General features: G+C 43.4%; 15 protein-coding genes. 10 read left to right on the forward strand and 5 right to left on the reverse strand.

What is annotated here, in order from left to right; genetic code table 11:
* Window positions 1-2: 2 nt before the first annotated feature.
* Window positions 3-389, reverse strand: coding sequence for a hypothetical protein (locus FTU01_RS02015; RefSeq protein WP_034703874.1), 387 nt, complete (start codon window positions 387-389; stop codon window positions 3-5).
* Window positions 390-489: 100 nt separating this feature from the next.
* On the opposite strand from FTU01_RS02015, the gene FTU01_RS02020 reads away from it, so the two are divergent.
* Window positions 490-888 carry an MAPEG family protein gene (locus FTU01_RS02020; RefSeq protein ID WP_166136510.1) on the forward strand — a complete coding sequence of 133 codons (399 nt, stop codon included), beginning with the start codon at window positions 490-492 and terminating at the stop codon, window positions 886-888.
* Window positions 889-1,008: 120 nt separating this feature from the next.
* Window positions 1,009-1,545, forward strand: coding sequence for an inorganic diphosphatase (gene ppa / locus FTU01_RS02025; protein WP_034703878.1), 537 nt, complete (start codon window positions 1,009-1,011; stop codon window positions 1,543-1,545).
* A 100-nt stretch (window positions 1,546-1,645) separates the two neighbouring features.
* On the opposite strand, the gene FTU01_RS02030 is transcribed toward ppa, so the two are convergent.
* Window positions 1,646-2,995, reverse strand: a complete 1,350-nt coding sequence (locus tag FTU01_RS02030) for an OprD family outer membrane porin (RefSeq protein ID WP_180025468.1) — start codon at window positions 2,993-2,995, stop codon at window positions 1,646-1,648.
* An 870-nt stretch (window positions 2,996-3,865) separates the two neighbouring features.
* Between FTU01_RS02030 and FTU01_RS02035 the strand changes: the two genes are divergently transcribed.
* A complete protein-coding gene (locus FTU01_RS02035) occupies window positions 3,866-4,594 on the forward strand; it encodes a TorF family putative porin (RefSeq protein ID WP_144723540.1) in 729 nt (242 codons plus the stop codon).
* A gap of 47 nt (window positions 4,595-4,641) precedes the next feature.
* Here the strand turns inward: FTU01_RS02035 and FTU01_RS02040 are convergent, their stop codons facing one another.
* Window positions 4,642-6,132 (reverse strand): YifB family Mg chelatase-like AAA ATPase, encoded by a 1,491-nt coding sequence (locus tag FTU01_RS02040; protein WP_180034050.1) that lies wholly within the window; start codon window positions 6,130-6,132, stop codon window positions 4,642-4,644.
* A gap of 65 nt (window positions 6,133-6,197) precedes the next feature.
* The gene (locus FTU01_RS02045) at window positions 6,198-6,425 is read right to left on the reverse strand and encodes an accessory factor UbiK family protein (RefSeq protein ID WP_180025476.1); all 228 of its coding nucleotides are present in this window, start codon (window positions 6,423-6,425) and stop codon (window positions 6,198-6,200) included.
* A gap of 278 nt (window positions 6,426-6,703) precedes the next feature.
* Here FTU01_RS02045 and glnK point away from each other — a divergent pair, with 278 nt between their 5' ends.
* From glnK to FTU01_RS02080, 7 genes are all read left to right on the forward strand, one after another.
* Window positions 6,704-7,042 (forward strand): P-II family nitrogen regulator, encoded by a 339-nt coding sequence (gene glnK, locus FTU01_RS02050; RefSeq protein WP_004650081.1) that lies wholly within the window; start codon window positions 6,704-6,706, stop codon window positions 7,040-7,042.
* A gap of 60 nt (window positions 7,043-7,102) precedes the next feature.
* A complete protein-coding gene (locus tag FTU01_RS02055) occupies window positions 7,103-8,518 on the forward strand; it encodes an ammonium transporter (RefSeq protein WP_180137992.1) in 1,416 nt (471 codons plus the stop codon).
* A 139-nt stretch (window positions 8,519-8,657) separates the two neighbouring features.
* A complete protein-coding gene (gene nrdR / locus FTU01_RS02060; protein ID WP_004787309.1) occupies window positions 8,658-9,125 on the forward strand; it encodes a transcriptional regulator NrdR in 468 nt (155 codons plus the stop codon).
* Window positions 9,126-9,127: 2 nt separating this feature from the next.
* Entirely contained in the window at window positions 9,128-10,216 is a 1,089-nt protein-coding gene (gene ribD / locus FTU01_RS02065; RefSeq protein WP_179992215.1) for a bifunctional diaminohydroxyphosphoribosylaminopyrimidine deaminase/5-amino-6-(5-phosphoribosylamino)uracil reductase RibD, read from the forward strand.
* Window positions 10,213-11,505, forward strand: a complete 1,293-nt coding sequence (locus tag FTU01_RS02070; protein WP_004787305.1) for a DNA adenine methylase — start codon at window positions 10,213-10,215, stop codon at window positions 11,503-11,505. The genes ribD and FTU01_RS02070 overlap by 4 nt, the downstream gene beginning before the upstream one ends.
* 23 nt (window positions 11,506-11,528) lie before the next feature.
* Window positions 11,529-12,188, forward strand: a complete 660-nt coding sequence (locus tag FTU01_RS02075) for a riboflavin synthase (RefSeq protein ID WP_034703431.1) — start codon at window positions 11,529-11,531, stop codon at window positions 12,186-12,188.
* Window positions 12,189-12,297: 109 nt separating this feature from the next.
* Window positions 12,298-12,843, forward strand: coding sequence for a VTT domain-containing protein (locus tag FTU01_RS02080; protein WP_004787301.1), 546 nt, complete (start codon window positions 12,298-12,300; stop codon window positions 12,841-12,843).
* A gap of 103 nt (window positions 12,844-12,946) precedes the next feature.
* On the opposite strand, the gene FTU01_RS02085 is transcribed toward FTU01_RS02080, so the two are convergent.
* Window positions 12,947-13,561 carry a hypothetical protein gene (locus FTU01_RS02085; protein WP_159123955.1) on the reverse strand — a complete coding sequence of 205 codons (615 nt, stop codon included), beginning with the start codon at window positions 13,559-13,561 and terminating at the stop codon, window positions 12,947-12,949.
* Window positions 13,562-13,585: the final 24 nt, after the last annotated feature.

Genomic DNA, 13,585 nt, shown 5'->3' on the forward strand with positions numbered 1-13,585 from the left:
TTTTAATTCTCTTTTTTCATTAGCCAGCGGTCGAAGTAAGGACGTCCTACCCCGATCACACCCAAAAAAATAAACATGGTACCAAACTGGCGGTTAAATCCTCTCAAATTAAAACTGCCATAACTGAGAATATTATCTATCAGGCAATAAATGATGATTGCGACCACCCAGTGCCAGATCGGCATGCGTTTGATGCCCACGGCATAGAAGGCAATCCATAAGATGGCAAAGGTAAAGAGGGGAGACCAGATATTCATATTGGCACAAATGACCGCTATCAGAAATGCAACAATCGGCAATACGATTTTTAATACGCGATCCACTTGACGTTGATGCTGGCGCTGTTTCTCGAGGACATCGAACATTTCATTTTGATCAGGGCTGACCATAGTGAATCCTTAATCATTTATAAAAACACTCTATTTAACAAAATTTATTCACGAAACGCCATGCTATGATAGACATAAAAATTCTCAAGAGAAAAATCAGATGCATAGCATTAGTGGGGTTATCTATCTCATTTTGGCAGCTTGTCTTTTACCTTATGTTTTTACCTTGATTGCGAAAAAATCGGCAGGGTTTCGTGCAAAAGACAATCAGAATCCGCGGGCATTTTTAGAAAAGTCTACAGGCCTGGCCAGTCGCGCCAATGCCGCTCAGCAAAATAGCTTTGAAAGCTTACCGCTCTTTATCGCCTCGATTCTGATGGCAGAATATATGGTCGTGCCGCAAAGTCTGGTGATGACCTTTGGGATTGCCTATCTGGTTTTTCGGGTCATCTATGGGATCTGTTATCTGGCGAACTGGTCGACCTTACGTTCAATTGTCTGGCTGTTATCTTTATTATGTCCAATAACCTTACTGCTGTTAATTATCAAAATCTCTTAAGCTTAAAATAAAGCAGGTCGAGATATTTACAGTTCGATATTTTAAAATCAAAAAAAATCTGTAAAAACCGTTATAATTGTCGCGGTTTTTAAAAGATATAACTTGTTAAAGAGTGATGCTATGAGCTACAGCAATATCCCAGCGGGTAAAGATGCGCCAAACGACATCTATGTCATTATCGAAATTCCTGCAAATGCAGCACCAATCAAATATGAAATCGATAAAGATTCTGATGCATTATTTGTAGACCGTTTCATGGGTACAGCAATGTTCTACCCAGCAAACTATGGTTATGTACCAAATACACTTTCTCTAGATGGCGATCCTCTAGACGTATTGGTCGTAACTCCACATCCAGTAGAGCCAGGTTCAGTCATTCGTTGCCGTCCTGTAGGTAAACTGAACATGGAAGATGATGGTGGTGTTGATGCGAAACTGGTTGCAGTTCCACACGACAAACTGACTCCGATCTACAAAGATGTTCAAGAATATACTGATCTTCCTCCGTTGCTGATCAGCCAAATCGAACACTTCTTCCAGCACTACAAAGACTTGGAACCAGGTAAATGGGTTAAGTTAAGTGGTTGGGAAGGTGCTGATGTTGCTAAAAAGGAAGTACTCAGCTCAATTGCAGCTTATGCAGAAGCAAATAAATAATTCATTTGCTTTTCAGTTTAAGTCTTTAACTTTTTAAAACTTAAACAAAAAAACCTGCACATTGTGCAGGTTTTTTATTATGGCTTGAAATTCGGGTGAATTAGAATAATTTCACAGGAATATCTAACCAGATACGCCATTCGTTGGTGTCACCAATGTATCGATCAGCTTGATAATCATCGCTTGCACGGTAGTAAGAGTGACGTAAACGCAAGCTCGCATCTTTAGCAAAACCAGATTGAACAGTATATTTCACCTGGTTAAAGAATTCACGTTCTTGTGCATCGCTAGTTACTAACTGAGAACGATCTGGACTACCTGCTACATCAATATCCCAACCATATACAAATGCGGAAGTCCAAGATAGACCAGGAACATTTACAGCACCGAAGTCAAATGTGTATTGAAGTTGTGCTGATTTTTCATTATTGCCAATGAAGTCAGACAGGTATGAGTTTGGTAGATAAATCGTTTGATGACCATCACCTACACCGCGACCCAAACCATAGTCATAGCCTGTGTTACCAGTATTTTGTTGGTAAGCCACCATGATATTGTGCGGACCAGTATTGTAAGTGGTAGAAATAGCCCAAATATTGTTGCTTAAGTTACTTAAGTCATTTGTGGTATGAGAATAAGTATATGCACCACCGTCAGCTTTTTTATCCCACTCAGTATGATAGCCACTGAAATCGTGAGTTAAAGTGCCGCCATTGGCTACTGCATAGCTATAGTTCGCATTCACATAATGACGGTCTAAACGGTCTTTAATATCTGTACCGTAGTAAGAAGCGTTTAGAGCATCACTAAATTTATATTTCGCGCCCCAAACAACAGCACGATCAAGCTCGTTACCATCAGAGTCGATTTGGTCTGAATATTGGTTTTTAGTAAATTTACCAGCTGTTAATGACAGGTTATCAATTTCATTGCTAGTCACTAATACGCCTTCAAAGTATTCAGGAACGAGACGTGCAGTATTTGATGCCAATACAGGAAGATCTAAAACTTGGGTACCATATACAGCAGTGGTATTAGATACACGAGCTTTCACATAAGCGCCGCCACGAGCCCAATGATCATAAGTATCGCCAGCACCTTTAACGTACTCACCTTTAGCATTGAAACCGTTTTCACGAGGAATCATGCCATTACCGGCATTTTTGTTGTTTCCTAGTTTGAAAGAAGCATCACCGATGATCCCGGCACCAAAGCCGACTACACCTTGAGTAAAGCCAGAATCCAGTTTCACAATTGCAGTCTGTGCAGCTGAACTTGTATCTGCTACGCCATTTTTCTTATCACGAGATAAATAACCAGTACGGAAAAGTACAGATCCTTCTGCATCTTCTACAAAACCTTTAGACTCACTTTGCTCGCTAGCAAAAGCGGTTGAGATCAATGCAGCCTGAATCAAAACTGCCAATGTTAATTTTTTTGTGTTTTGCATTGGGAGAGAGCCTTATACAAATTGATGGAAATTTTTAGGAATTGTATAAGATTCGCTGAATAAATGTCATTTTTATTTACGATATTCCACTAAAGTCGATGGATTTTTTTTAATCTAAAGTGAACAATGGTAAGAGATCTAACAGTCTAAATCCTGACCATATAGTAAAAAAACAAATAAAAACAAAGATATTTTTTAAATATAAATTCTCTGAAGGGTATGACTCATGAGTGCATCAATAATATTTAAAATTAAAATTCTTAGAATGAAAAAGTTGAGTGTTCAAAATCTTCATTTTCTGTATCAGACTCTTCATTAATAATTTCTTAAAAGTGAGAATTGATTATAAATTATTGAATTTTAATATATAAATATTTAATTTAAATATTTATAAATCCAAAAATGCGCATAGATTTCTGAATAATAAAAAGTCATTCCATGAGCATCACTTTTTCTTGCTTAGCACTATTTTGAACTTTTTAATCCAGAAATTTTCTGAGTTTGAGCAAGAATCGAAAACTCGAATAGAGCAATGTGTTTCTTTACTTTTTATTTCTGCACCTTTTTTTAGCACAAAATTTAATCAAAGCGAAAATAGACTCAAAATGGCGCAACTTGTAAATGATTATGTATAAGACCGAAAAAAGAAAATAAATCCTTGAAAAAGGACCAAGGTTAAAAAGAATCTATTAAAGTGCTTTTTTTAAAAATTTAAATATAATTTAAAAACAAACACCTAGTGCTTTATTTTATTTTTATTCATCAGATTTTAGTTGTTTTATTCCAGATTGGCATAGCTCTTGCAGTTTCGAGCTTGAGTTTAATCAATGACCATAAAAAACGTCTCAGACGATCTGGGGGAGTCACACAATGAAATCAACATTAAAAGTATTATCTCTTGCTTTATTGGGCGCTGCATCTTCTTTTACTTTTGCTGAGGAACCGGCTGCTGAACATACGGTATCTGGAAATATCAGCGTACTTTCAAGCTATAACCTGCGTGGTATTACCAATACGCCAGAAAATAAGGGCGCTACTTTACAGGGGGGGCTGGACTACAATCATGCTTCTGGTTTCTATGCAGGCTGGTGGGGTTCGACATTAGACTATGGTGATGATTTGCCCAATGCCTTTGAAAATGATTTTTATGCGGGCTATAACGGTTCAATCAATGAAGACTGGGGTTATACAGCGGGTTTAACTTATTATTACTATTATGATATTGGCAATACAGGCTCAAATGGTTTTGAAACCATGCTGGGTCTGACGTACAAAGATTTTGGTGTGACTGCTCAAACATTGCTTGAAGATCTTGATTGGGGTAATGCAGGGGATACCTATCTAAAAGGCACCTATAGCTATGCACTGCCAAAAGATTTTAGTCTGGATACTGCACTTGGCCTATATATTTATGCCAAAGATGGCGACATAAAAGGAACAGAAAACAGTTTCGGTTTCCGTCATTTCGATATCGGTCTAAGCAAGCCACTTGCTGATACAGGCATCACCGCCAGCATGAATTATATTTTTGGTGGTTATAACCGTTTTGAAGATAAACAGAAAAATAAAGTGGTATTAGGACTAGGCTACAGCTTCTAATCTTTGGGGTTTAAAAAAGGCGATCTCAGGTCGCCTTTTTTAATATTCTAAATCTGCTGCTGCCCGCGATAAGACAAGGCTTCCGATAAGTGCCCAGTCTGAATATCTGGACTTTGGTTAAGATCGGCAATGGTTCGGGCAACACGCAAAATCCGATGATAGCCTCGTGCTGACAAATTCAGTTTCTGCTGAGCCAGTTCAATCATTTTCTGAGCTGGTGGATCGAGAGGGGCGTATTGTTCTAGTTGCTTTGGACTAAGACTCATGTTCAAGGCATTTTGCCGTTCGATCTGAATATTATAGGCGGTGATCACGCGCTGTCTGACCGTTTCAGAGTTTTCGACGGGTTTATTGTCCTGTAACTCCTGTGCCTGTAAAGGTGGTACGTCAATATGCAGGTCAATCCGATCCAGTAATGGACCAGAAATCCGGTTCTGATAACGCTTGATGCTTTCAGGTGAACATTGACAGCGGCTGTCCTGATTAAATGCATAACCGCATGGACAGGGATTCATGGCTGCCACCAACTGAAAGTTGGCTGGAAAAGTAATTTGCCGGGAAGCACGTGAGATTACAATTTCTTTGGACTCAAGCGGCTGACGTAATACTTCTAAAACCTTGCGGTCAAACTCAGGCAGTTCGTCTAGAAATAAAACGCCCAAATGTGCCAGTGTGATCTCTCCAGGTTTAGGATGTGAGCCACCGCCGACCAGTGCAATGGCAGACGCAGTATGATGCGGTGCCCGAAATGGCCGCTGGCCAAAGGGATGATTGGCATTGGCAATTGAATAGATACTAGCAACTTCCAGATTTTCCTGAGTATTTAAGGGAGGTAAAATACTGGCGAGGCGCGATGCTAATAAGGTTTTACCTGTACCAGGTGGGCCGCGGAACAGCAGGGAATGGCCACCTGCAGCTGCAATTTCCAAGGCACGTCGTGGTCGCAATTGTCCTTTCACATCCGCAAGATCAAATTTATAAAAAGAGTGCTGATCTAATGGGCTGGTCTTAAACGGGGGCAAGGTTTCTGCTTGAGCCAGATGTGCACAGACTTCCTGTAAATGATTGGCAGCAAATACCTGAAAATCCGGAAGCTGAGAGGCTTCCTGAGCATTCGGACTAGGCAAGATCAGTTGATGCTGTGCCTGCTGGCAGGCGATTGCAATACTCAGGATTCCTGTTACAGGCCGCAATTGACCATCTAGGGCCAGTTCACCAATAAATTCAAGGTCATCTGTGCAATTTTCTGGAAGCTGCCCTGAGGCCACTAAAATTCCTAGCGCAATCGGCAAGTCCAAACGTGAGCCATCTTTAGGTAGATCGGCAGGTGCCAGATTAATGGTCAGGCGTTTGGTCGGAAACTGAAAGCCGCTATTCAGAATAGCTGATCGAACCCGATCCTTACTTTCCCTGACTGCGGCTTCAGGAAGCCCCACAATGGTGAGGGAAGGCATGCCAGAACTGACATGAACTTCGACTTCAATTAAAGGTGCATGCAGGCCTAACAGGCCTCGCGTATAAATTTTGGCAAAAGACATATTGTTGTTCCAATATAGTGCATTATTTTTATTGTTCTCGTGTCTTTTGTGCACTGTAGTTGTGCTTATTTTTTAATCGAGACTTTTTCTTCTAGCTCTTCGACTTGTTTTAGTAAAACATTTAAACGCTGATTGGCATTATTTAGGGCAGTGCGTTGACGTTCGAGCTCTTCTTTAGACACTAAATCCATTTTACTGACGGCTTCATTGAGCAGGGCACGCAGATTGTGCTCCAGGTCCTTTTTAGGCTGTTCAACTTGCTGCAAAATTGCTTGTAACAGGGTTTCAATCATAATCCGATCCATCGCCATATAAATGCGCGGACAGTGTAGCATTGCTGCAAGAGTGACTGACAGTATTTCAGATAAAATATAGGCTGCTTCGATTAGTAATATTGTAAAAATCCACATAAAAAATATCCAATTTATGCAGATTCCAATACGTTATAAGTATAAAATAAAAGAGCAAGAAACATCGTGCCGGGCTTTCTAATTTCCCCCGACCTTAGGAATCTTGGCATGAAATTTGAACATAAAACCTTACTGGTGAAATAAGCCGAAGGAAAACAAACATGAAGCTCGTAACTGCAATTGTAAAACCTTTCAAATTGGATGATGTGCGTGAAGCATTATCTGAAATTGGTGTTCAAGGCATCACTGTGACTGAAGTCAAAGGCTTTGGTCGTCAAAAAGGCCATACTGAACTTTATCGTGGTGCTGAATACGTTGTAGATTTCCTACCGAAAGTCAAAATCGAAATCGCAATCAGCGATGAAATGGTTGATTCGGTAATTGAATCAATTACTCGTGTTGCAAGCACTGGCAAAATCGGTGACGGAAAAATTTTCGTAACTAACTTAGAACAAGTCATCCGTATTCGTACCGGTGAAACAGGTGCAGACGCTGTTTAATTTGGCACGAAGTTTGCTGAGTACCTAATAACTCACAAAAAACATGGTTGGGGGATACGAATGAAAAAAATGCTAATGGCGTTCGGCTTGTCCAGCGCTCTTTTAGGTGGTTCTGTTGCGTGGGCTGAAGAGGCCGTAACAGCACCAACACCTACTGAAGAAGTCGCACTCGTTGCAGAGACTGGTGATACTTCACTTACAACAACAGACACAACTACAGCAGAGATTGCTGAAGTGGCGCCAGCTGAACCAGCAGCGCCTGCAGAAGAAGAAGCTACTCTCGATACTGGCGATACAGCCTGGATTCTCACTTCAACAGCCCTTGTATTACTGATGACCATTCCAGGTTTAGCCCTGTTCTATGGCGGTATGGTCCGTAAGAAAAATGTGCTGGCAACAATGGCACACAGCTTTGTTGCCGCAGCCGTAGTCAGTATTGCCTGGGTCGTGATTGGCTATACATTGGCCTTTGGTGAAGGAAATGCCTTTATCGGCAGTCTGGACAAGCTCATGCTGGCTGGAATAACCACCGATGCGCTTTCAGGCACAATTCCTGAAATCCTGTTCGTGATCTTCCAAATGACGTTTGCCATTATTACGGTTGCCATCATCAGCGGTTCGATTGCTGAGCGTATGAAGTTTGGTGCTTTTGTGGCATTCATTGCACTCTGGGTGATTCTGGTGTATGCACCAATTACTCACTGGGTCTGGGGCGGCGGCTGGTTAGGTAACGACGGTGCGCTTGACTTTGCTGGTGGTACAGTCGTTCACATCAACTCAGGTGTAGCGGGTCTGGTTGCAGCCTACATGCTTGGTAAACGTATGGGTCTTGGCCGTGAATCAATGGCGCCACATAACCTGACTTTAACTGTAGTCGGTGCAAGCTTACTTTGGGTAGGCTGGTTCGGCTTCAACGGTGGTTCAGCATTGGGTGCAAATGGTTCTGCAGGTTATGCGCTGATCGTAACTCAAGTTGCAGCAGCGGCAGCAGCGATCTCTTGGTTAATTACTGAAAAAGTAGTACGTGGTAAAGCATCTGTATTAGGTGGGGCTTCTGGTGCGGTAGCAGGTCTGGTGGTGATTACTCCAGCAGCTGGTTTCGTGACTGTCGGTGGTGCGCTGGCAATGGGTCTGATCGGTGGTGTGGTATGTTTCTGGGGTATTACTGCTCTGAAACGCGCACTAAAAGCCGACGATTCTCTAGATGCCTTTGGTTTGCACGGTGTGGGTGGTATCGTTGGTGCGATTCTGACAGCATTCTTCGCAAGCGAATTCATCATGGGTGATGCTGCTCCAGCAAATGTAATGAGCCAACTTTGGGTTCAAGTTGAAGGTGTACTGGCAACCATCGCTTACTCTGCAGTATTAACTTTCGTGATTCTTAAAGCAATTGATCTGATCATCGGTATCCGTGTTTCTTCTGATGATGAACGCATGGGTCTGGACTTAAGTCAACATGGCGAACGCGTAGAATAATCTGCTAAAACAATAATCAATATATTGTGTAAAACAGCCCATCTGGGCTGTTTTTTTTCTATATGTTGCGTAAAACTCTACAAAGTTTGGAATTTTTGCTACACTCGGAAATCATCAGGATTTGTTCAATTAAACCGCTATGCATTGCCCATTTTGCAATACACCAGACAGTAAAGTGATTGATTCACGCCTGGCCGCTGAAGGTTGCCAGATTCGCCGCCGTCGTGAATGCGTCAGTTGTAATGAACGCTTTACCACCTTTGAAAGTTATGAAGTGGTGATGCCGCGTGTCATCAAATCTGATGGCAAGAATGAACCCTTTGATGAAGCCAAATTACGCCGTTCCCTGATGCATGCCTTGCAGAAACGTCCTGTGACGCAAGAACAGATTGAAACGGTGCTCAGTGATATCCAGTTGCAGATTCGCCGTCTGGGTGAGCGTGATGTGAAATCACGCACGATTGGTGAAATTGTCATGCAATCTCTATTTGCACTTGATCATGTCGCTTATGTCCGTTTTGCTTCGGTCTATCAGGATTTCCAGGATGTCGAAGCCTTTCGTCGTCAGATTGAACAGATGCAGCAACGCGGTGAGTTTCAAGAATAAGCATGACTGAACTCACTCAAGATCAAATCTGGATGCGTCGTGCCATTGAGCTGGCACGTCAGGGACAGTACTCTACTAAACCCAACCCGAATGTCGGCTGTGTCATTGTCAAAGATGGCATAGTCGTGGGTGAAGGTTTTCATCCCAAAGCGGGTCAGCCTCATGCGGAAGTCTTTGCCATGCGTCAGGCCGGAGAGCAGGCACGTGGCGCAACAGCATATGTGACTTTGGAACCTTGTGCCCATTATGGCCGTACACCACCATGTGCTAAAGGATTGGTTGAAGCAGGCGTAGCTAAAGTGATTGTGGCTTGTCCTGATCCGAATCCACTGGTCGCTGGCAAAGGTGTGCAAATCCTGAAAGATGCCGGAATCGACGTTGAAGTCGGCATTTGTGAAGATGAAGCACATCCACTGAATGATGGCTTTCTAAAAGCGATGGCGACTGGGATGCCTTATGTCCGTTTGAAAATTGCATCGAGTCTGGATGGCCGTACGGCAATGGCATCGGGTGAATCGAAATGGATTACCGGTCCTGAAGCCCGTCAGGATGTCCAGCACTGGCGTGCCATTTCTGGCGCAGTGATTACCGGGATTGAAACTGTATTGGCTGATGACTGTCAGCTCAATGTCCGTAGCCTGAAAGGTATGAATGACATCAGCACGGTAGTTCAGCCCAAACGGATTATTCTGGATCGCCAGGGGCGTTTACCCCTCACTACCAAGATTTTGGAGACTCCAGAAACGGTGATGGTGATGGGGCCTTATCGTCAGGAGCTGGCTGATCTGGGTGTGATCCAATTCGAAATTCAGCCTTTAAAAGAATTATTACAGCAACTGGTTCAGCAGCATCAGATATATGATGTGCTGGTTGAAGCAGGTGCGACTTTATCTACTGCATTTTTACAGGCAGGGCTGGTGGATGAACTCATCAGTTATGTTGCACCGACTTTATTGGGGCAAACTGCGCGTAGTATGTTCAATGCAGAATTCAGCCGAATGGCAGAACAACTTCGATTCAAGTTGCAGGACGTGACCCGTTTGGGTGATGACGTGCGCTTCAGGTTAATTCCCTCTCAAGAGACACTATGAATTCAGAGTCTACGGTTTACCACAAACGTCGCCATGCGGCACGTACCACAGATGAATATCTTTTCCATCAGCTGGTTCCTTATCTGGGGAACAAACGCCGTTTACTACACTTAATTCTGGAAGCACTTGAGAGCACGGGAACCCTAAAACGTGAAGATGGCCGTGCGCCGATATTTGCCGATTTCTTTGCCGGTTCTGGTGTGGTATCACGTTTGGCACGTCAAAATGGCTATCGTGTCATTGCCAATGACTGGGAACCGTATAGCCATGCGCTGAATCATGCAGTTCTGGCATGCACTGATGCACCTGCATTTAAAGAACTGGGTGGCTATCAGAAAGCGATCGACTATCTAAACCGTCTGCCTGAAGTCAAAGGCTGGGTGACGCATAACCTGTGTCCACGCAATGACGAAATCTATGATCCGACCCGTGACCGTTTGTTCTTCAAGCGCCGTAATGGCATGCGTATTGATGCCATTCGTCAGCAGATTGCGACCTGGCAGGCGCAAGGTGCAATCGATGATGTCGAGATGAGTGCTTTGTTAGCACCGCTGCTCTATTCAGCCAGTTTTGTCAGCAATACTTCTGGTGTATTTAAAAGTTTTCATCATGGTTGGGGTGGAAAAACCCAGACTGCACTAGAACGTATTGAATCTTTACTTTGGTTAACGCCAAGCCGTTTCTGTGAAGATGCCAAGCATCAAGGACCTGCTGCAGAAATGTGGTGTGTAGATGCCCAACATCTGGCCAATCAGATGAGTGGTTTTGAAGTCGATGTGGCTTATCTGGATCCACCGTATAACCAGCATGCCTATAGTAGTAACTATCATGTACTCAATGCTTTAACGCTGTGGGATCAGGTGGATTTACCGACTCCAGACACTAAAGGCTTCAAGAGCGGGATTGACCGTGCATGGCGTAAAGAACGTCCAAGTCAGTACAACTCATCCAAGCATGCCAAAGAAGCCTATGAAACTTTGTTGGCGACCATTAATGCGCGTTTTATCCTGACCAGTTATTCAACCGATGGTAATATCAGTGCCACAGATTTGCTGCAGGCCAACCTGAAACGTGGCCGTGTAACCTTGCTCACTCAGGATGTGCCACGTTATCGTGTCAGCAAACAGCGCCAGTCTGAACGTGCACGTGTACTAGAATTTATTGTAATTACCGACACACATGCCAAGTCAGGTCCGCCAATCCGTCAGTTACTGAGCCAGTTGCATCATTATGCCGAGCTGGGCGGTGTGGATACGACCGGGGTGAGTACCCAATTGGCCTTGTGGTAAGTGCAGAGAAAAAGGAAATAAAGATGTTTACAGGTATTATTGAAAGTCTGGGCAAGGTCGAGAGCCTGCAAAGCGTTGGCGGTGATGTGCGTTTACGCATCCAGACGGATCTAGATATGTCCGATGTACATCTAGGCGATTCAATTGCCACCAATGGTATCTGTCTGACCGTAATTGACTGGGGTGAGAACTGGTATGCTGCAGACGTATCACGTGAAAGCCTGGACCGGACTACACTGGCTAACTGGAAAGTCGGCCAACCTGTAAATGTCGAAAAGGCGATGCTACCAACTACACGCTTTGGTGGACATATTGTTTCTGGTCATGTCGATGCTGTAGGTGAAATTACGGTGGTACGTTCCGATGCCCGTTCCATTTATTTTGAAGTGACTGCACCAAAAGAAATTGCCAAATATCTGGCAGAGAAGGGCTCTATAACAGTAGATGGCATCAGCCTGACCATCAATCACTTGCGTGGAAATATCCTTAGTCTGAATCTAATTCCGCATACGGCAGAACGGACCAATATTGGTACCTGGAAGTTAGGCACTAAAGTCAATCTGGAAGTGGATGTACTGGCACGTTATATCGAGCGTTTATTGCTTGGTGACAAGGCCGCAGAAACTACAGAACAGTCTAAAATCAGCATGGAATTCTTAGCCGAAAATGGCTTTTTGAAATAAATTAGCTGCGCAATTACCAGACAATCTAATTGAAAAATTAGACTGTTTTTTTATTTTTCGGGATAATACGTAGCTCAACTCGCGATTTTAGCCCCAGTGGACAGGTCGAATGCTCGATTTTTTACTTCATCTTGAACAGTCTTTACCCTTATTGCTGGAGCAGTATGGGGTATGGATCTATGCAATTTTGTTCCTGGTGATTTTTGCGGAAACAGGTTCGCCATTTTTTTTCTTTTTGCCCGGTGACAGTCTGTTGATTGCCGTCGGTGCGCTGTGTTCCAGCTCTGACCTGATTACCTTACACTCCATGGGTTTATTGCTGCTGATTGCTTCGATTCTGGGTTATACCGTGAATTATTATTCAGGCAGGGTGCTCGGATTAAAATATTTCAATGAGCATTCACGGTTTTTCAAACCCGAATATATGGTCAAAACCAATCATTATTTTATGAAACATGGCGGCAAGACGATCTTAATTGCGCGTTTTATTCCCTTTGTACGTTCCTTCGGTCCTTTTGCGGCAGGTTCTGGCCATATGAGCTTTGCAACTTTCAGTTTTTATAATGTGACTGGGGGAATTCTCTGGATTAGCACTCTGCTAGGGGCGGGCTATCTGCTTGGCAATACCGCATTTTTACTGGCTGACTTGTTTTAATTTTAAAGCAGATTTTATAGTTTGATGGAATAAACTAACCAAGACAGGGGATGGATTAGGCTGAAAAATAAAAAGAATCTTTTCAGCCAACTGACGATCAACTTTACTCAGCCAGATCAGAATTTTTCAGAATATAGTCAATTTCTTCTTTGGCTGCAGCGCGTAATTTCTCACGCAGTGCATTGACGGTTTGTTCAATCACAGTTTCTGCTTCGAGTTCCAGACGTAACCGTAAGCTTTCCAGCTCAGATAAAATCTGGGTATCGTCGATATTTAGGCGACCTTTGGCAAAGTCGAGCACCTGATCCGGATTTTTCTGATAACGTGCGGCATAATCCTGAACCTCAGTATCTAGCATATGACGCATTTCAGCCAGCTTCCGGGTCTGCTCGGCAAATTTTCGCTCTTCATCACGGCGTAGCTGTTCGGCATAGGCTTGCTCTTCAGCACGTTTTTCGGCTAAGGCTTTTTCGAGTGCCCGTTGTCTGCGAATACGTGCTTCTTCAATCAGTTCGGCCTTGCGCTGTGCATACGCTGCTTCAATTTTACGCTCAGACTCTTTCTGTAACTGTTGGTCGCGAACGAGCCATTCTTCTACAGCGGTTTCAGGCTTAAGTACTTCACAGATGCGCGAGAGGTCATCGATAAAGGTCTGACGTACAGCCTCAGGCGTGTTTAACCAGCGCTGTTTAAAATCTGGACCTACATTTAATGCCACTTGCATCTCCTTGTTCACGTGATT

The sequence above is a fragment of the Acinetobacter sp. YH12043 genome (assembly GCF_013419915.1).
Taxonomy (GTDB): Bacteria; Pseudomonadota; Gammaproteobacteria; order Pseudomonadales; family Moraxellaceae; genus Acinetobacter.